14 protein-coding genes and 1 pseudogene are annotated in these 19,760 nt (G+C 49.3%); 11 read left to right on the forward strand and 4 right to left on the reverse strand.

Going from position 1 to position 19,760, the window contains the following annotated elements:
* Nucleotides 1-34: 34 nt before the first annotated feature.
* Nucleotides 35-2,431, forward strand: coding sequence for an ATP-binding protein (locus ACFQ2I_RS15925; RefSeq protein ID WP_377565778.1), 2,397 nt, complete (start codon nucleotides 35-37; stop codon nucleotides 2,429-2,431).
* The gene (locus ACFQ2I_RS15930; RefSeq protein WP_377565781.1) at nucleotides 2,409-3,053 is read left to right on the forward strand and encodes a response regulator transcription factor; all 645 of its coding nucleotides are present in this window, start codon (nucleotides 2,409-2,411) and stop codon (nucleotides 3,051-3,053) included. Before ACFQ2I_RS15925 ends, ACFQ2I_RS15930 begins: the two co-directional genes overlap by 23 nt.
* Before the next feature lie 79 nt (nucleotides 3,054-3,132).
* Here the strand turns inward: ACFQ2I_RS15930 and ACFQ2I_RS15935 are convergent, their stop codons facing one another.
* Nucleotides 3,133-5,076, reverse strand: coding sequence for an ABC-F family ATP-binding cassette domain-containing protein (locus tag ACFQ2I_RS15935; RefSeq protein ID WP_377565784.1), 1,944 nt, complete (start codon nucleotides 5,074-5,076; stop codon nucleotides 3,133-3,135).
* A 257-nt stretch (nucleotides 5,077-5,333) separates the two neighbouring features.
* Between ACFQ2I_RS15935 and ACFQ2I_RS15940 the strand changes: the two genes are divergently transcribed.
* The 7 genes from ACFQ2I_RS15940 to groL all read left to right on the forward strand — a co-directional run bounded on the left by ACFQ2I_RS15940 (nucleotide 5,334) and on the right by groL (nucleotide 11,627).
* The gene (locus ACFQ2I_RS15940; protein ID WP_377565787.1) at nucleotides 5,334-5,948 is read left to right on the forward strand and encodes a 5-formyltetrahydrofolate cyclo-ligase; all 615 of its coding nucleotides are present in this window, start codon (nucleotides 5,334-5,336) and stop codon (nucleotides 5,946-5,948) included.
* A gap of 74 nt (nucleotides 5,949-6,022) precedes the next feature.
* A complete protein-coding gene (locus tag ACFQ2I_RS15945; RefSeq protein ID WP_377565789.1) occupies nucleotides 6,023-6,526 on the forward strand; it encodes a MogA/MoaB family molybdenum cofactor biosynthesis protein in 504 nt (167 codons plus the stop codon).
* Nucleotides 6,527-6,731: 205 nt separating this feature from the next.
* The gene (locus ACFQ2I_RS15950) at nucleotides 6,732-6,962 is read left to right on the forward strand and encodes a twin-arginine translocase TatA/TatE family subunit (RefSeq protein ID WP_377565791.1); all 231 of its coding nucleotides are present in this window, start codon (nucleotides 6,732-6,734) and stop codon (nucleotides 6,960-6,962) included.
* 42 nt (nucleotides 6,963-7,004) lie between these two features.
* Nucleotides 7,005-7,817, forward strand: a complete 813-nt coding sequence (gene tatC / locus ACFQ2I_RS15955) for a twin-arginine translocase subunit TatC (RefSeq protein WP_377565794.1) — start codon at nucleotides 7,005-7,007, stop codon at nucleotides 7,815-7,817.
* Nucleotides 7,818-7,888: 71 nt separating this feature from the next.
* Complete coding sequence (locus ACFQ2I_RS15960; RefSeq protein ID WP_377565797.1) at nucleotides 7,889-9,067, forward strand: DUF2264 domain-containing protein; 1,179 nt, start codon at nucleotides 7,889-7,891, stop codon at nucleotides 9,065-9,067.
* A gap of 591 nt (nucleotides 9,068-9,658) precedes the next feature.
* Nucleotides 9,659-9,940, forward strand: coding sequence for a co-chaperone GroES (gene groES, locus ACFQ2I_RS15965; RefSeq protein WP_262679743.1), 282 nt, complete (start codon nucleotides 9,659-9,661; stop codon nucleotides 9,938-9,940).
* 49 nt (nucleotides 9,941-9,989) lie between these two features.
* Nucleotides 9,990-11,627, forward strand: coding sequence for a chaperonin GroEL (groL, locus tag ACFQ2I_RS15970; RefSeq protein ID WP_377565800.1), 1,638 nt, complete (start codon nucleotides 9,990-9,992; stop codon nucleotides 11,625-11,627).
* 174 nt (nucleotides 11,628-11,801) lie between these two features.
* On the opposite strand, the gene ACFQ2I_RS15975 is transcribed toward groL, so the two are convergent.
* Together ACFQ2I_RS15975 and ACFQ2I_RS15980 are read right to left on the reverse strand one after the other, a co-directional pair.
* On the reverse strand, nucleotides 11,802-13,199 hold the full coding sequence (locus ACFQ2I_RS15975; protein WP_377565803.1) for a sensor histidine kinase: 1,398 nt from the start codon (nucleotides 13,197-13,199) through the stop codon (nucleotides 11,802-11,804).
* Nucleotides 13,196-13,885: a response regulator transcription factor gene (locus tag ACFQ2I_RS15980; RefSeq protein ID WP_377565806.1), complete on the reverse strand. Its 690-nt coding sequence runs from the start codon at nucleotides 13,883-13,885 to the stop codon at nucleotides 13,196-13,198. Before ACFQ2I_RS15980 ends, ACFQ2I_RS15975 begins: the two co-directional genes overlap by 4 nt.
* A 194-nt stretch (nucleotides 13,886-14,079) precedes the next feature.
* Here ACFQ2I_RS15980 and ACFQ2I_RS15985 point away from each other — a divergent pair, with 194 nt between their 5' ends.
* Complete coding sequence (locus ACFQ2I_RS15985) at nucleotides 14,080-17,985, forward strand: S-layer homology domain-containing protein (RefSeq protein ID WP_377565809.1); 3,906 nt, start codon at nucleotides 14,080-14,082, stop codon at nucleotides 17,983-17,985.
* A gap of 103 nt (nucleotides 17,986-18,088) precedes the next feature.
* Here ACFQ2I_RS15985 and ACFQ2I_RS15990 read toward each other — a convergent pair whose 3' ends face one another.
* Nucleotides 18,089-18,403, reverse strand: coding sequence for a hypothetical protein (locus ACFQ2I_RS15990; protein WP_377565811.1), 315 nt, complete (start codon nucleotides 18,401-18,403; stop codon nucleotides 18,089-18,091).
* Between the two features lie 594 nt (nucleotides 18,404-18,997).
* On the opposite strand from ACFQ2I_RS15990, the pseudogene ACFQ2I_RS15995 reads away from it, so the two are divergent.
* Nucleotides 18,998-19,393 (forward strand): annotated as a pseudogene (locus ACFQ2I_RS15995) (transposase); the annotation flags it as partial.
* Nucleotides 19,394-19,760: the final 367 nt, after the last annotated feature.

Below are 19,760 nucleotides of genomic sequence, written 5' to 3' on the forward strand. Positions count from 1 at the left end.
TACGAATTCACTAGATTGAAAGGAAGAGACTTGCATGATTTTCGTACTTTTCAAGCGCCTGTCGGCATTTCTCTTCCTCGGTTTATTTCTTGCCATCACGCTCTATTTGACGACCGTAATCATAAAGGCTCCATCCGTCGGGCTTTATGTCGAGAGGGATATATCTGAAGGTTATATCGTACACTCCATCGGACCGGAGGGGCAGGCCAAATTCCAGGGGATGCAAGTCGGCGACCTGATTCTTGAAGTGAACGGAGAGCCGGCGGGCGAGTTCAACAATTTAATAAAGTATAACTCGCTTGACAACGCCGATCATGTTCTTGTATACAGGGGAAGCACGAATGAAACACTTGCTTTTACTTTTGCTAAGGCATGGTCAAGTGAACAGTCTGTGGTGGAGTTGCTGCTGCAGTTATACATTCCGGGCGCCTCCCTTTTTATTTTTTGCGCCTTTTCACTTTTTCTGTACGTGAAGCGCAAGGACGATCCGGCCGCGATTATGCTCATATTGTTTATTATCTCGGTGGGCATTTGTTACTATAGCTCGTCAGCCTCCAACCTGCGGGATCCGGTTGGCTTATCGATTATATATGTTGTATTGCCGCTCGTTCCACTGTTCTATATGAGCTTTATGAATATGTATTTGCGGCGGTTCGACTCTCATTTTATAAGCAATAGGTTGCTTGGCTGCTTGTTCGGTGCGGTTGGCGTCGTGAGCCTCTTCAGCCTGATGTATATATGGCAGGATATATTGGGAAGAGAAGTCTATACGTATATTAAGGGTGCCCATAGCGGGATATTGCTACTGGGCAATTTAACATGTGTGTTCAAGTTGATTGACAAGTTCGTCAAGCATCGCAAGACGAAATTAAAGTCCTTGTTCACGATTACGCTCATTACGCATATCATCGCCTTTACGCCGTTCGCGATGCTGAATCTGCTGCCGCAGATGCTTGGCGAGACGCAAGTGTTGCCTTCTGCGTTTACAGCGCTATTTTTATTCGTGCTGCCGATCGTCTATTTCTATCTGTCGACATCTAACCAACTGTTCGACATTGACTTCATACTGACGCGCTTCAAGTATTACACAGCGCTGTCGCTCATACCTTCGCTTGTCATCGCGCTGCTGCTGTCCCTCTTCATATGGACGGCGAACCAATCTTGGTCAGGGTGGCTGATCATTTTCCTGATCGTATATATCGGAATAACGCTCTTCCTGTACGGGAAGGAGCAGATCGACAACCGCTTCCGGCCGAAGCTGTTCAAAGCGATGTACAGCTACCAGGACAGCCTTGATCGATTCTCTCGCAATATTGCGAAAGTGATGAAGCAATCCGATCTGGAGAATGTGCTGAAGGAAGAGATATCCCATCTGCTGCCGGTCAATCGGATCACTTTCCTTATTGTGGATCAGGAGGAGCAGGCTGTCTTTCCAATGAGCGACAACCATGAGGAGAAAGTGACAGGGGATTTTATGCTGGGCATCGTCAATTCTCTCAAGCTGGGGGAGTTGATCGATCTGCCTTTCGGATTAGGCATGATTATCGGGAGACAGAGGTCACGTTATCATCTGTTATGGATTGGTATGAAGACGAATCATACGCGCTTCAACTCCGATGAGATAAGGTGGCTGAAGACGATCGCGAATTATTCCAGTATCGTATTCGAGAATTTATATTTGATTGAAGGGTTAATTGAAGACCTGGAATCTGAGGTGCGGAAGGAGCATTCCACGTCTCCCTGGGTGCTTCGTCTGTTGTTCTGCCTGTCGGAGAATGAGAGAAGGAAGCTTGCAGCGGATCTGCACGACTCTGCGCTCCAGGATCAGCTTCTATGGTATCGGAAGCTGGAATCCGTCATGATGGATCATCCCATGTCGGCCAAGCTTGGCTCCGAACTAGAGGATATCAAGGAAGGACTGCTGGATGTGATCCATCAAATTCGTGAAACCTGCAACGAGCTGCGTCCTCCTCTATTGAAGGAAATGGGAGCTGTGGAAGCGGTGGACTCCATCATCGAGCATACCCAGATGAGAGTGAACTTCGAGGTCCAGTTCCATCCGAAGCCGCTGGAGGATCAGCTGGACGAGGAGCAGATTACCGCAATCTATCGTATCGTGCAGGAGCTCCTCCGCAATGCGGACAAGCATGCAGGCGCCAGATTAGTGACTTTGGAGCTTGAGCAGCGGCAAGACACCATCTACTTCCGGTATCAGGACGACGGGATCGGCATGGACGTCAACCATATGACTGAATCGTTCCGGCACATGGGGTTGTCAGGCATCAAGGAAAGAGTAGCCAGCCTTGAAGGCGACATATCATTCCATTCCAAGCGGGGGAATGGCTTGGAGGTATTGATACTGATGCCGGTGATGACGGCAGGCGGACGTTCGGAAAGGGGGGTAACGCGTGATTCGTATCTTATTAGTTGACGATCATCCATCTGTAGGAGAAGGGACCAAGACGATGATCGAACAAGATGGCGAGATGGAAGTAACAGTCGCATTATCTGCCCTGGAAGCGTTGGAGAAGGTACAGAATGACTCGTACGACCTCATCTTATGCGACTTGAATATGCCTGGCATTAATGGTCTGGAACTGACCAAACGGTTAATCCAATTCGATCCCAATCGCAAGGTGATTATTTATTCCGGGTATGAGATCGGATCGCACTTCAATCTGCTGGTAGAGTCGGGCGTATCGGGGTTTATATCCAAGACGGCATCCAGGGAGCAGCTTCATCAATCGCTGCGCTGCGCACTCCGGGGAGAGGCTATCATTCCAATCTCCCTGTTGAAACAGCTACGTAGAAATGAAGTGGCGATCTCGCGTTCGGAACTGTCGATCCAGGACGTGTCCATTAATGAGAAAGAGCTGACGATATTGCATGAGGTGGCGGCAGGCATAAGCAATAAGGAGCTCGCGGCTTCCATGCACGTCAGTCAGCGCAATGTAGAGTATCAGCTATCTCGCATATTCGAGAAGCTGAACGTTCGTTCTCGCTCGGAAGCGATAAGAGAAGCGAAGCGGCTTGGTCTTATAAGCAGCTTATGAGCTGCTTATAAGGTCATCTGGATGCAGCGTCGGCTGAGTCGCTATGTAACGTTACCGACCGCTCCATCAAGTGATGAAATCACTCCATATGCTGCTCCCATTGCTCGTACGCTTCTTCAAGAGCCTTTTTCCTCTCGTCAATGTTGGCCTGAATTTCGCCGATACGAACGTAGTCGTTGAACACTTCAGGCTCTGTGAGCTGCTGCTCCAGCTCGGCAATTTGCTCTTCCAGCCGCGCTATGTCGTTCTCCAGCTTCTCTAATTTTCGCTGTCTGCTGCGTTCCGCTTGCTTGGCTTGCTTGTTGGCCTCGTAAGTTCCGGCAATTGCAGCAGCAGCCGTCTCGGCCTCTTGCTTAAGCTTCGCTGGAGCTGTCGATATTTGCGACAGCTCCTTGTCCGCCTCCATATCTCGCTTTTTCTCTAACATATCGTCATAATTTCCCAGGAAATGCTGTATCCCTTCAGGACTTAATTCGACAATACGCTCCGCCATCTTGTTCAGGAAGTAGCGGTCGTGTGAGATGAATAGCAAGGTGCCTTCATAGTCGATTAGAGCCGCCTCCAGCATTTCTTTGCTGAACAGGTCCAGATGGTTCGTCGGCTCGTCCAAGATGAGGACGTTGGCTTTGGCCAGCATTAGCTTGGAGAGAGAGACGCGTGCTTTCTCTCCACCGCTTAGCGCTGATATCCGCTTTAATACATCTTCGCCACTGAATAGGAAATTGCCGAGTACAGTCCGAATTTTCACTTCTTCCAAGTGTGGATAAGCGCTCCATACTTCCTCAAGGACGGTGTTATTCGAGTTCAGCCGGGCATGCTCCTGATCGTAATAACCGATCTTCACATGCGAGCCGAAGGCAATCGTTCCGCCGGAAGGTTCCATCGCGCCTGTCAACGCTTTTAACAATGTGGATTTCCCGATGCCGTTCGGTCCGATAAGCGCAACGGTCTCGCCGCGCGATAGCTGGAAGGATACGTTGTCCAATAGCGGTGTGTTCCGACCGGGGAAGGTAATGGACAGATCGCTAACCGTAAGCACATCCTTGCCGGTCATCCGTTCGACCTCGAATGAGAAGTGAGCTTTCTTCAATTCGCCTAGCGGCTTCTCGACACGATCCATCTTCTCCAGCGCCTTGCGTCTGCTCTGTGCCCGCTTGGTGGTCGAAGCGCGAACGATATTGCGCTGAATGAACTGCTCCATGCGGGCGATCTCCTCCTGCTGCTTCTCATAATGCTTCAGATCCGTCTCATATTGAGCGGCCTTCAGCTCCAGGTATCGGCTGTAATTGCCGCTATATCGTCTTGCGGCGTGCCGTTCGATCTCGATCGTCGTTCCCGTTAAGGCATCCAGGAAGTAACGGTCATGAGAGACGACCAGAATTGCGCCAGAGTAGCTTCTCAAGTAAGACTCCAGCCAAGTCAGCGTCTCAATATCCAGATGGTTGGTCGGCTCGTCAAGCATGAGCAGATCGGGTGCCTGCAGCAGAATGCGAGCGAGTGCGAGCCTCGTCTTCTGTCCGCCGCTAAGTGTGGAGATGGGAGTATTGTGATCGAAGCTCCCGAAGCCCATGCCGTGCAGCACGCTGTTAATGCGCGTATTGATTTCGAATCCGCCCTGTTCGCGGAACCAGTCGGATCGCTTGGCATATCGTTCCATCGTGTCGGCGTAGAGTTTCTCATTCTCATGAAGCGAAGGATCGGCTATTCGTACCTCCAGCTCGCGGAGCTCATTCTCCGCTTCAATAAGATGAGCGAATACGGTCCGCATCTCCTCAATAATCGTGCGTTCGGATTGCAGCCCGCTGTTTTGTGCCAAATAGCCGAGCGTTGTTTCTTTGGACTTGTGAATGTCGCCGGAGTCCGCCGACATCTCGCCCGCAATGATTTTAAGAAGGGTAGATTTCCCTGCCCCGTTCACACCTACAATACCAATCTTTTCCTTGTGTTGAACCTGGAATGTTATATGATGAAGTACGGCATTGACACCGTAGCTCTTGGACAAGTTCGATACTTGCAGTAGCATGATCGTGATTACCTCCAATGTATAATAGCTATGAGAGCGTACTCTACGGTTCAAATTCGCCTGTCATTAGCAGGGAAATGATGATTCAGCGCGAATATATGCGATAAACGTATTTCATTGTAACATAGGCGGCAAGCACTATTCATGGAAAGCTTGCTTCCTATTCATAGTTTACCATAACATCGGTTATCATTGGCGAAAGTTGCCTGACAGTGGTACACTACTAGTAACTTTAGGTATGATGGAATTTAGAACGGATGATGGGATTGGAAAGTGAAATAGATAAGTCCGTCTTGCGGGCCAGACTCGCTGCGGAAAGAGACGCTCTGAATGAAGAACTGCGCGTTGTATGGTCTGAGCGCTGCTCACAGCATTTGGTCAATTACGTTCAGGAATGCGGGTTCAATCGGATTTTGGCGTATGTACCGTTCAGAAGCGAGCTGAACATATCGCCTTTTGTAGAGTGGTGCTGGAGCTCCGATGTTGAAGTATGGGTTCCACGGTGCAGGAGACAAGATCGCTCCATGACGTTTTATAGACTGCGAGACTGGGATAATCTGGTTGATGGCGCTTATGGCATTAAAGAGCCCGATCCGGAGACGATGGAGACGCTGTCTGAAGCCGTCTTGCCCGATCTGGTCATCGTACCGGGTCTTGGATTCGATTATCATGGAGGGAGAATCGGCTATGGCGGTGGCTATTACGACCGTTATGCGGCAGCGGCAAGCAATGACTGGAAGAGCAAGCCAGTGAGCTGGATTGGAGTGGGCTACGAATCTCAGATTATGGAGAAGGTGCCAACGGAAGCGCACGATCTCCGTCTAGGCGGAATAGCTACCGAGACGGGGGTACGGACTTCAATTGAAGCGTAATGGGAGCTGCTCTCCAAGTTCTGGCGGCAAGAGCGGCGATTATACAAGAACTGCTGGGATGGGAGGAAAGGGACATGCAGTGGAAAGTGGCAATATTGACAGCCAGTGACAAAGGTTCGCGAGGGGAGAGGGAGGATACTAGCGCACAAGTCATACGCGAGCTGGTGGAGGAAGAGCTGGGCGGCGTTATCGTGGATTATCGTATTGTACCGGATGAGCAGGATGAAATTATGGCCGCCCTCATCGAGATGACGGAATATTATCAGGCGGATCTTGTGTTGACGACAGGAGGAACGGGGCTAGCGCCGCGCGACATAACCCCAGAAGCGACGAAGAAGGTGATCGATCGCGAAGTGCCGGGCTTGTCGGAAGCGATGCGAATGGGGGCTATGAAGAAGAGCAGACAGGCCATGTTGTCCCGCGGCATATGCGGCATTAGAGACAGCTCGCTAATTGTAAACCTGCCGGGCACTCCGAAGGGCGTGAGTGAGAATCTGCTTGCCATTATCGACCAGTTGCCTCATGCGCTTGCCATTCTGTCGGGACGGCTTGGAGAGCATATTCGTGAGTATAGATAGCGATTAGGGCGCTTGCGGATGGAAAAAGTCAATAGAATACAATATTTATTGCAGAAAGATTGTGATATAATAATCGTAACTGGCAGCATGTCCGTGGATTGGATGATCGCAATTCAGGAGCGATCAAGGCCGCGGATGAAGACATTGTGGGATACGGCGCTTTGCTTGGTTGGTAATAATAACTGAATGACAAGGAGGGAATGTAATGGGAGGCATTGGCGTTACAGGTATGATTTTGCTCGTATTGGTGGCTTTACTTTTGTTCGGCCCTAGTAAGCTTCCGGAGCTTGGACGAGCTGTGGGACGGACGCTGCGTGAATTCAAGTCCGGAGCAAGGGAGATTATGGACGAGACCGATCGCAAGGAAAGCGATAAGCGAATTGAAGTTACGCGGTCAGAAAATAGCGACATGGGAAACAAGCGGCTGCCGGATTAATGGGGTCCGCTTTTTTCTTGCAGTTAGGGGGCGTTCAGCGAGATGATGAAAAGAGACACCGAGGCAGATCGGACCGATCATGACAAGGGAAAGCAGGAAGAGCAGCTAATGCCCCTGCTGGAACATCTAGGAGAATTACGCAAGAGGGTCATTTACATCGTGATTGTTCTTACGATCGGGCTCATTCTGGGACTTACGGTGGCCAAGCCGCTATACAATTGGCTCATGAGCCAGGAACCTGCGGATACGATATCACTAAATGCATTTTCACTATGGGATGGTATCGGCATGTACATGAAGATTGCCTTTGTCATTGCCCTGATTATTACGTTGCCATTTACGGTGTATCAATTGTGGGCGTTCGTCAAGCCGGGGCTGCAGGAGCATGAGCAGCGCTCGACGCTGAAGTACGTGCCGTTCGCACTTATTATGTTTTTGGCAGGACTTTCGTTTGCGTATTTTGTCGTGTTTCCGCTTGCCTTTGGCTTTACAAGAACGATAGCGAGTCATTTGAATTTGGAGGAAACGTACGGTATTGTGCAGTACTTCACCTTTATGTTCAGCATATTGATTCCGATTTCACTATTGTTCGAAATTCCGCTCATTATTATGTTTTTAACTGCTCTGCGCATTGTGAATCCGTTGCGTCTGCGCAAGATGCGTCGGCTGGCTTATTTTATTATGGCGGCTGTAGGTGTGATGATTACTCCGCCTGATCTCGTCTCCGACATTCTGGTCATAGTACCTCTCATTTTATTGTATGAGTTGAGCGTATTGATGTCCGGATTCATTTACCGTAAGCAGTTAGAGAAGGACGCCCAGTGGGCTGAAGGGGAAGCCGAGCCTGGGGTATGAGGCATGCATGATTGCTTCCGAAGAGATGCGCTTGGACATGGATGAGGACAACTGAGGGGAGCTGGACTTGGATGTTGGAGAGTAAGGGGACCGTAGGTAGTGAAAGTGGAAGAAGCTATTGGCTGTGTCAGTTGCAAGCGGTGGCAAAGCCCGTGCTTCAAGCATTGAACGAACGGATGCTGAAGGCGAGAATGCCTGTCGAATGCGTTGAAGGGTGCCAAGAAGATCGGGCGCTGTACACGCATCTGGAAGCGCTTGGACGTCTGCTCTGCGGCATTGCGCCATGGCTTGACAACGATCGGGTCCCTGCCGATGAGGAGGAGCTTCGGAGGAAGTATGCGGAGCTGGCGCGCGGAGCAATTGATGCCGCTACTGATCCCAATTCCGTAGATTATATGAATTTCTCCGAAGGTTATCAGCCCATCGTAGATGCGGCATTTCTGGCTCAAGCGTTGTTGCGCGCGCCGAATGAGCTATGGGTGAAGCTGGATGACCGCGTCCGGAGCAACGTTGTCTCCGCCTTAAGGGCGACAAGAACACGTAAGCCTCATTACAACAATTGGCTTCTCTTCGGGGCAACGATTGAAGCGGCGTTACATATGGCGGGGGAGAGCGATTGGGACCCGATGCGCATCGATTACGCGCTCAAGCAGCATGCCGGATGGTATGCCGGTGACGGCGCATACGGCGACGGGCCGGAGTTCCATTGGGATTATTACAACAGCTTTGTCATTATCCCGATGCTGGTGGACGTGCTTCGCACAGTTGGTAACGAATACGGCGATTGGAGCAGTATGCGAGAAGGCGTCATGAAGCATGCCATTCGGTATGCGGCTGTGCAGGAACGTTTTATTGCGCCGGATGGAAGCTTCCCTCCGATCGGCCGCTCACTGGCTTATCGCAGCGGGGCTTTCCAGAGCTTGGCGCAGATCGCTCTGCTGGACATGCTCCCGGAAGGGCTGGAGCCGGCAGCGGTTCGCTGCGCGCTGGCGGCCGTCATTCGGCGGACGTTGGAAGCCCAGGGCACTTTCACGACTGAAGGCTGGCTGAGAATCGGGCTTAGCGGCCATCAGCCTGGACTGGGCGAAGCTTACATCTCCACGGGCAGTTTATACTTGTGTGCAGCGGTGTTCCTGCCACTGGGCCTTCCGCCCGAGCATCCGTTCTGGAGCGGGGCTGACCGGGAATGGACGTCGCGACTGGCATGGGGCGGCTCACCTATCCCGATTGACAGCGCGTGGAAAGGATAAGAAGAGGGAACCGAAGCAAGCAGTCTCTTGCTTCGGTTTTTTTGGACGGCAAAATTCTACTCTGAACGCTGAAAAGGTGTGTGTAATCCGTCTGAGTGTAGAATTGTATACAGGAGCGTTGAAAAGGTGCATGTGAGCCGTACACCGGATAGCAAAGCAGGTATGGAAAGTCGTGCAGAAGTGGATGTGGCGGTCGCTATAGAGCTTAAGGGGCTCGAAATGGGCGAATATGCTGGCTAACGGTTGCGTTGGCGCTTATGGAGTCTGGAACGTGAGATATCAGGTGTTACTGCCTGAATTAGGCTTCGTGGTGACCGTTATCGTAGAGAAAAGTGGGATATGAGACGTAATAAGCGTGTTGGTAACCGTAAAAGAGAGTCGAACGAAACGTCCGAGAACGAACAACGAAGTTTGTCATTTGGTGGAGGGATTTCTTCCTTCCGCTACCGATGTTAAAGTGCTGAAAAAATGTGAAGAGATACTTGCAAAGAAGGCCAAAAATGAGTATGATAAAAATGGTTGTTAGCACTAAGAGGTTACGAGTGCTAACAAACACATTAAGCTACAATATTTCGAAGGAGGCTTTTTTCAATGATTAAACCCCTGGGTGAACGCGTATTGGTCGAACCAATGGCCAAAGAGGAAACGACTGCAAGCGGCATCGTGCTGCCGGATACGGCAAAGGAAAAGCCGCAAGAAGGCAAGATTGTAGCCGTTGGCAGCGGAGCGCTTAAAGATGGCGAGCGTGTAGCGCTGGAAGTAAAAGTAGGCGATCGCGTTCTGTTCTCCAAATATGCAGGCACAGAGATCAAGTATGACGGCAAAGAATATTTGATCATGAAGGAAAGCGACATTCACGCAATTTTTGAATAGGAAATTGCTTACAAATACTTAATAACAAAATCTTGGGAGGTATATACACATGGCGAAAGATATCAAGTTCAGTGAAGACGCTCGTCGCGCAATGCTGCGCGGTGTGGACGCTCTTGCAGATGCGGTAAAGGTAACGCTTGGACCGAAGGGACGTAATGTCGTACTGGAGAAGAAGTTCGGCAGCCCGCTCATCACGAATGACGGCGTGTCCATCGCGAAGGAAATCGAGCTGGATGACGCATTCGAGAACATGGGTGCGCAGCTGGTGAAAGAAGTAGCAACAAAAACAAACGACGTAGCTGGCGACGGTACGACTACGGCTACCGTTCTGGCTCAAGCGATGATCCGCGAAGGTCTGAAAAATGTAACGGCTGGCGCTAACCCGATGGTGATCCGCAAGGGCATCGAAAAAGCGGTAAAAGCAGCTGTAGAAGAGCTGAAAAGCATCTCCAAGCCGATCGAAGGCAAGCAATCTATCGCTCAAGTTGCCGCTATCTCTTCCGCTGATGAGGAAGTAGGCGAGCAAATCGCAGAAGCAATGGAGAAAGTAGGCAATGACGGCGTTATTACGGTGGAGGAGTCCAAAGGCTTCATTACCGAGCTGGAAGTGGTTGAAGGCATGCAGTTCGACCGCGGCTATATCTCCCCATACATGATTACAGATACAGACAAGATGGAAGCGGTGCTTGACAACCCTTATATCTTGATCACAGATAAGAAGATCTCCAACATTCAAGAAGTACTGCCTGTGCTGGAGAAAGTCGTACAATCCGGCAAGCAGCTTCTGATCATCGCCGAGGATGTAGAAGGCGAAGCGCAAGCAACACTCGTCGTGAACAAGCTGCGCGGCACATTCACTTGCGTAGCGGTTAAAGCTCCTGGCTTCGGCGACCGTCGCAAAGCAATGCTGCAAGACATCGCGGCTCTGACTGGCGGTCAAGTGATTACAGAAGAGCTTGGTCTCGACCTGAAATCCACTGACGTGACACAGCTTGGTTCCGCTCGTCAAGTGCGCATTACGAAAGAAAACACAATTATCGTGGACGGTTCCGGCGATTCCGCTGACATCCAAGCACGCGTGAACCAGATCCGTGCGCAACTGGAAGAAACAACTTCCGAGTTCGACCGTGAGAAGCTGCAAGAGCGTCTGGCTAAACTGGCTGGCGGCGTAGCGGTCATCAAAGTCGGCGCAGCTACTGAGACTGAGCTGAAAGAGCGCAAGCTTCGCATCGAGGACGCTCTGAACTCCACTCGCGCGGCTGTAGAAGAAGGCATCGTATCCGGTGGCGGTACTGCACTGGTTAACGTATACAAGGCCGTTCAAGCGGTTGAAGCGCAAGGAGACGAAGCGACTGGCGTGAACATCGTACTTCGCGCGCTGGAAGAGCCAATCCGTACGATTGCTGCGAATGCAGGCCAAGAGGGCTCTGTTATCGTTGAGCGTCTGAAAGGCGAGCAAATCGGCATCGGCTACAATGCGGCTACTGGCGAATGGGTGAACATGTTCGAAGCGGGTATCGTTGACCCTGCGAAGGTAACTCGTTCCGCGCTGCAAAACGCTGCTTCCGTAGCGGCTATGTTCCTGACGACAGAAGCTGTCGTTGCCGACAAGCCTGAGAAGAACGCACCGGCTGCTCCTGATATGGGCGGCATGGGTGGAATGGGCGGCATGGGCGGCATGATGTAGGTTAATGCCTACAGCCCAGCAATACCAACGGTTTTGTTGAACATATACCGCCAAGGGTAACATTGGGGTAACAATTGGCGGTGAAGAATTAGAGGTTTTCCATGAGTTGAGCAAACTTGTGGAAAGCCTCTTTTTTCATTCTCTTTGTAATGGCAGATAAACCTGCTTCAAGTTTTACGTCGCAGGCAGGGTAAGAGTGAAGGTGGTTTGTTCATTTGGTGTGCTGATCACTTGGATTGTTCCTTTATGAGCGTCGGCGATTTCTTTGACAATGGATAATCCGATGCCGATCCCTTCTCCTTCCCTTCCGCTGGACCCCCGGAAAAATCGTTCAAAAACACGGGAACCCAGTTCTTCAGGAATACCGGGTCCGTGATCGGTGAAGTTGATTTGACAAGCATCGTTTTTTTGCTCCAACATGATTCCCAAGTACTTCCCAGAATTGCCGTATTGAATGGCATTGTCTATGAGGTTGCGAACGGCTCGTTCAAACATTGGCAAGTCCATTTTCATATAGATCGGATACTCGGGAATGTGGATATCGAAGTCGATCCCTTGTGACTCCAAGACATGGACATAATCTGCCGCAATCCGCCTTAATTGTTCGGATACGTTGACCGTCACCATATGAAATCGATCTTCTTGTGTATCCAGCTTGGAAATTTCAAATAATTTCTGTAGAAGCTGGTCCATATATTTGGATCGGCGCAAAATAATCTCAGTATATTGTTTTTTCTCCTCTTCGTCCTGATAAAGATTGTTGTCGAGGAGTTCTGCATAACCTTGAATCATCGTCATCGGTGTTCTCAGGTCGTGTGATATATTCGCAATTAACATTTTTCGCTTGTTTTCAAACTCTTGTATTTGGTTGACGTGGTCACGGATTCGCTCGGACATTTTGTTGAACCGGCGTGTTAGTTGACCGATTTCATCCTCGGATGGATCGCGGATGATTTTTTGTTGATCGAGATTGGTTTCAGACAATCCTTCGTTTAATTTTTGCAATCGCTTCCGCAATTTCGTGAAGAAGAAATAAGTAAAAAGATAAGGTGTAATGAAAAAGAAAAGTAATGGTAGGATCAGCGTGACGAAATCAGCGTTTTTCTGCACAAAAAATTGCAGTTGTGTGGCTTTCATCGCGTCACTGGGGAGGTGCAGATGCAAAAAGTAGTGTTCTCCCGCAATATCGGCCGGAAAAATCATATGGACGGGCTGACCTGCTGTCCATAAGCTGTAAGGTTGATTGACAAAAAGGTTGCTGTACTCAGAAAAGGTGTATGGCATTGTTCTACGTTCCGTGGAGTACAAAATGTTACCGCCAGCAGAGAACCATTCAAATTCAACAGAGCGATGTTCGGCTTCATAGTTACGGATGATTTTATTGAGAGAAGAAGAGGTGACGTTGGAATGTCCGACTTCGTTGATCACTTCATCTGCCAGGATCGTTAATGTTTGATGGGTGTATCCATGATTGTACATCTTTCCGATGACTATAGCACTGCTGACGAATAACACCACTGCAACGATACTGCTGATCGTAAAGTATATCCATAATTTTAATGACAGCTTCATGTGTCAACCTCCTGGAAGCGATAGCCGATCCCGCGTATCGTCTGAATGTAGCGAGGATTGGCGGGATCATCCTCAATTTTCTTGCGCAAAAAATTAATGTACACATTGACCGGATTCACATCGAATTGATCAAGTTTCCATATGCTTCGAAAAATGTCTTCCTTCGTAAATACATACCCGGGCTGGCTCATGAATAGCTCTAACAGTTGGCCTTCCAGCGGAGAAAGTGAAATCGTTCCCGACGATTTGTGCAGCTGCTGGATCGTTGGGTCATAGGTCAGCTCTCCCACACTTAATTTATTTTCCAGCAAGGAGGGATTCCACCGGCGAAGATTAGCTTGAACCCGGGCAATCAATTCACCTGTGCTGAATGGTTTGGTGACATAATCATCGGCTCCCATTCCGAGTACTTCGATTTTGTCCGTATCCAGTTGCCGCGCACTCAAGACAATGACTGGCATCTTCAAATGGTGTGATTTCAAGTATTGAAGGACTTCCCAGCCATTCATATCCTCCATCATTAAATCAAGAATCACTAAATGTATCCTGTTTTGCTGGAGAATAGATACGGCTTCCCTTCCGGATTCGGCTTCATACGTTTGCATGCCGGATGTATGCAGACTCACCTTAAGTAGTTGTCTGATCTCTTTTTCATTATCTACGATCAAAATGTTTGGTTGACTCATGTCTACTCTCCCGCCCCTGTTTAGGTCTATCCCTATTATAACCTACCAATTCCACCAGATAGAAAGCGATCATGCATTCTTTAAGGTTTCTTTAAGGGAGTTGGCGTCCGTTAGATGGTATGCTTAGCGCATATTAAAATGGGTTTTGTTTCGCGGGAAATCATTGCTACGGAGAGGTTAGGTGGATGCTAGACATGAAGGTGCGTTACAGAAAAAACATTCGGAGGATTATCCTAAGCATACTTTGCATGCTTATGCTGGTGACTTGGATGCCGATGCAGAAAGCGGAGGCGGCTACGTTTGCCGGAGGAGATGGGACGGCGGGCAATCCGTGGCAAATTGCGACGGCGGAGCAGCTGAATTTGCTGCGCAATTATTTGGGCAGTGCTCACAGCGACAAGCATTTTATTATGGTGAATGATATTGATTTGGGACCCTATCTGTCTCCGGGAGGAGACGGTTATGCGAGCTGGGGCGATGCCGGCTGGCTACCTATAGGCACGAATGCTTCCAATAGTTTTTTTAATGGTGGCTTCAATGGGGACGGTCATGTGATTTCCGGGTTCATGATCAATCGGCCTACCGATAATAATGTGGGGTTATTCGGTGCAACTGGAGGCGAACTGATTAATATTGGGCTGCGGGATGTACATATCGTTGGACGTGAGTCCGTTGGTTGTTTAGCGGGATTTCTCAGCGTTACGAGCGTTAGCCATACATTTTGCAGCGGGGAAGTTCAGGGAAACAACAGGGTTGGCGGATTAGTGGGGAGCGCCACGAATGGAGCTTTTATCCAATATAGCTTTAGCCAAGTGAATGTAGAGGGAAATGACTATGTTGGCGGACTTGTTGGATATACCACTTCGAATACTAGTCCGGTGTCGAAAGTTGCATTCAGCTACAGTACGGGAAGCGTGACGGGAACGAACTATGTTGGCGGGCTTTTGGGACTGAACAACGGGGGCTTGGAAAATTCATTTAGCACGGGTAGGGTGACAGGCACGGCTGTTGGAGGTCTGATTGGTTTGGAAGCGCCTTGGGCAAGTGGTGAGTATGCCGGGAAGAGCTTCTGGAATACAGAAACGAGCGGACAGATGAGTGCCGGTGGATCGTATGGCGTTGGATTTGTAAGCGGGATAGATACCGCTTCCATGAATCAGGTCAGCACCTATGCAGGTTGGGATTTTGCAACGGTCTGGGAGCTGCTTCCTGGCAACGTATATCCTACGCTGCGCGGCGTCTGGGAAGTCGATCAGGAGGGAATGATTGGGCCGAAGCTCGAGCATGCTTATGTGGAAGCGAATGCGGCGGATAGGCTGGTGCTTGAGTTTGATGAAGCGGTACAGCTGACGGATGCAGGCGGTGCGAGCAGTATGGTGTTTGACAGTGAACTGCCAGGGGGCAATACGGCGGTGGGTTTAAGTTATCTAGGCGGTTCAGGCACATCGAAGATTACTCTGCAAATGGACCGTACCTTACTATTCGATCAGACGATGACTTTTTCGTATGACATCACTGATGGAAATATGGAGGATTTGGAAGCCGGTCCGTTATTGAGCGTGCAGGATGTACAGGTTACGCGGAATGCTCAGGTTTCAGCGGTAGACAGTCATTATACCGTCGATCAAGCGGCGAACGAGGTCCGTGCCAATGCCAGCCATCTGTTCGCAGGTTGGACAGAGATTGGGGAGCTGCTGTCCCGTTTGAATAAGCATCCGAATGCAGCCTGGAAGGTTGTCTCTGCTGGAACAGCGATTACGAATGCAAGCGACTTTGACAGTGCAGCGGCAAAAGCGGCAGCTGCGACCCTTGCAGCCGGTGACGAACTGGCGGTGAAGGCATCGAATGGAGTGGTCCGTCTGTATGCGATTGAATCTGATGTGGACCACACACCACCAGTAGTGACCGTGACACTGCAATATCCCGACCATACCGCTTATTCGAGCGGCAGCTGGACGAATCAAACGGTAACCGCAAGTGTATATGCGGCTGACACGGGAAGCGGTGTCGATACGGATACGATTGAATATTCGTTAGATCATGGGACTAGCTGGACCGTCTATACGACTCCGGTAACGTTCGCGGATGAGGATTCCCATTCCTTCACAGTGAGAGCAACGGACAAGCTTGGAAATACAAGCACAGCGGTAACGAAAGTCATCAACATCTCCAGAAGCGGCTTGACGTTGGATATTCCCCTTGCTTTTACGGCAGATGCATCGGCGTATACGAGCGGGGAATGGACCAAGGAGAGTGTGACGGCGAGCGTCTATGCGAGTCAAAGCACCTCTGGCGTGAACATCACATCGACAACCTACTCCTTGGATGGGGGAACAACGTGGCAGGCGTACACGTCATCGCTGCTCTTTAACAGCGAAGGCACATATACGTTAGATGCGAAGGCGACTGACAGTGCGAATAACGAGGTAACGGCTTCCAGAACGATTCGGATTGACCAAACGGCGCCAAGCGTCAGCTTTGGTACGAACGGCAACTCACCCGCCCAAACGACGGTAACCTCCTCCGTATACGTGATTGACACAGGGGGCAGCGGTATGGATTCGAACTCTCTGCAATATGCATGGACACAGAGTACAAGCTCACCGGGAGGCGGGACGACATGGACTTCCTTTACGAACGGAGACATATTAACACAAAGTGGTGTGAGCGGGGATTGGTATCTGCACATCCGAGCGCAGGATAACGCAAGGAATCCGATTCCTGCCGTGTCTGCGGTGTCCAACCGCTTCCGGTTATATGTACCGAGTACGGGCAGCGGACATAAGAAAAACACAGATAATCAAGGAAGTTTAAAGGGAAATGAAGTGCGTTTATTAGACGGCACGACCTTGATTGATACGACCGTTGCCAAGAAAGTGACCCGGCCAGACGGCACTGTAGTAGAGCAAGTGACACTTGATGCAGCGACATTCGATCAAGCGTTGGATGTATTGCAGAAAGATCGTAAATATCACTTAACGATTAATATTAACGATACCGAACGAGCGGTCGGGGTCCAGCTTCCGGCTTCATCCATAGTATCGGCGGCGAAGTTCGCACCGAATATGATCATCGAAGTACAGTTGAACGGCTCAAGCTATCAGTTAGCGATTCTAGCGTTGGAGCTGGAGAGAATGGCGTTGGAACTTGGCGTGGATCTGAAAGAGCTGAAGGTCAACGTTACGATTGAACGAGTAAACGAAAAAGCCGAAGCAGAGATTCGGCAAGCGGCTGACCTCCAAGGGCTTCATTTGGCGAGCGGCATCATTGACTTCAAAGTGACAGTTGAAGCGAATGGGCAAACGAAGGCAATCACCGACTTCGGCGGAACGTATATGGCGAGGTCGATCGTGCCGAACGCAGATCAAGCGAACCAAAATTTAATGGGTGTTTTGTATGAGGTGACAACAAAAAAATTCCATTTCGTACCTTCTCAACCGAATGTTCGCTCGGACGGGACTCAGGAAATGGTGATGAATGTACCGCACAACAGTATGTATGCGGTCGTAGAAGTTCAGAACAAGACGTTTGAAGATTTACTAGGTCATTGGGCGAAAAGGGAAGTGGAGTTGCTGGCTTCCAAGCTTATCGTTAATGGCGTGGCAGAGAATCAATTTGCACCGAATAATGAGATTACTCGAGCAGAGTTTGCAGCGTTACTCGTTCGTTCCCTCGGACTTGCGATCGCACCGAATGGAGCACAGACAACGAGCCCTTTCAGCGATATCTCAGCAGACACATGGTATGCTCCAGCGGTCGCTGCAGCGGTGGAAGCTAATCTGATAAATGGTTATGAAGACGGGTCATTCCAACCGAATCAGTCGATTAGTCGAGAAGAAATTGCAGTCATCATCGACCGGGCGAAGCGATTAGCCGACACGAATACGAAGCGAGATCAAGTTCATGTGAGCGAAGTATTAACCCGTTTTGCCGATCAGACCGATATGGCGAACTGGTCGAAGCCATCGATCGCAAATCTTGTTCAAGACGGGTTAATCAACGGACGAAGCGAGAATGAATTCGCACCACAAGCGCATACAACCCGAGCTGAAGCGGCTGCGTTGATTGAACGGTTGTTGAAACAGTTGAAGTTCATTTAGGGACAATTGTCGTCTCTGCATGAGGGATGATTCTCATACGGACAACAAAATTCCGTAATCGTCGAAAAGTATATTCGCCGTTTTTCTTCTTGGGCTTGTCGTACTAAGTTAATGGTGGCATCTTCGTTGTCCAGAATGGAGATGACGATGTTCGAATCGAATAAATATCCGGAGTGGTTGCGAGTCGCTTTCCCCAGCTCTCCCGTGACTCCTGAATATGGTCTAATAATTCTTGTGCTTCCCCCGGCTTCAGAATTCCAGCCACACTTAAAATGTCATCGACTGAGTAATCATCAAAGTCCTCGATGGTTTCTGCTTCAAGGTCTATGACAAGCTTCTTGGTGGAAATATTGTTTTCAGATAAAAACTCTCTTAAGTCTTTTGCTATATGAGGATGGAGTTTGCGTACCATTGACATGGAGAATCACTCCCTTATCAAAATATGTTGCAAAATCGGTTCGCTTCCGCTATCTCTACTTATAAACAATTATACCCGATAATGGAATGAATGGATATGATCGCGGCGCACAGAACGAGCCATTATCGTGTGCCCTTCTTGTATGATTGAGATTGATGGTAGTGGCCACAACTTGCCCACGTTTTGTCCACGAACTCTACGTATGCATTGTATTCACACGGAGTTATCGAACCAAATCTTCAAGAAAATCGGACAAATACCCCACCAAAAGACTCAAAAAACACATAAAAAAGCTTTTGTCTCATGGGCGGCATGATGTGATGAAATCATTATCGAAGTAATTCGATGATGAGCGACCGCGCTTAAGCGGTAGATTTCATCGCCGACTGGACAGAATGCGTCCAGTGCGGTAATCAGGCTGAAAAGCCTGTAACATCAACGGTTTTCTGTTCTAGGAAATGCGAAATGCCGTTTGACCATATTCTGACCACATCGAATAAAAATAGGCTTCTCACGAGTTCAAAATTCGAACTTGTTGAGAAGCCTTTTTTTGTTAAACATTGCGTAAATCATCATCAGGGCTGCAACTAAGACATTCCGGCTGTAGTCAAAGTGCTTCAGTATGTACCTTATGTCTAAGCTTGTCGCCATTGTGAGAAACAGGAGATTCACACGCCTATTCAAACAGCGCCAATGCCTGCTCCTGTCGTGCCAGGCAGCCTGGTAAGCCCATCCATGATGGCCTATGTCATGAGCCAGAAATATGTGGACAGCTTACCGCTTTATCGTCAAGAGAAACAATTCCAACGTCTTGGCGTAAAGCTGTTCCGACAAACGATGGCAATTTGGATGATCGCAGGAAGTGAACGTTGGCTAGCTCCGTTATATGAGTATATGCATGAGGAACTCTTAAAGCTAAATACGCTCAGCGCTGATGAAACGACGCTACAAGTGCTACGTGAGCCGGGACGTGCCGCGCAAACCAAATCGTAACTCTGGCTATATGGCAGTGGACGGCTTACCGCAATTGCCTAATACAACGGATTCGAAGGCATTAAGCAAATTAGCTCCTTGTTCGGATTCTCTGCATTGACCTGTCGCGTTCATTCAAAATAACTCCCCCCGCAGCTTCAAGCCTGTTGGCGATGTACGATTCATTTGCCTTTGCACTTCTTCAATACTTCGTATATCCCTCAACATTCATCTGGTATCCCCAAATGTGTAAATCATAAGTTTAAAGTTTTCTTTACATTTCTAAAGAAATCGACAATATCTGATATAGTAATTCTATATACCTAGGAATGACTAGTAGTGGCTTATTTTCATTAATGCCGGCAAGGAGGCTCAAATAGATTAG

Origin of the sequence: Paenibacillus chungangensis (genome assembly GCF_042675905.1) — a bacterium.
In the GTDB taxonomy this organism is placed as follows: domain Bacteria; phylum Bacillota; class Bacilli; order Paenibacillales; family Paenibacillaceae; genus Pristimantibacillus; species Pristimantibacillus chungangensis.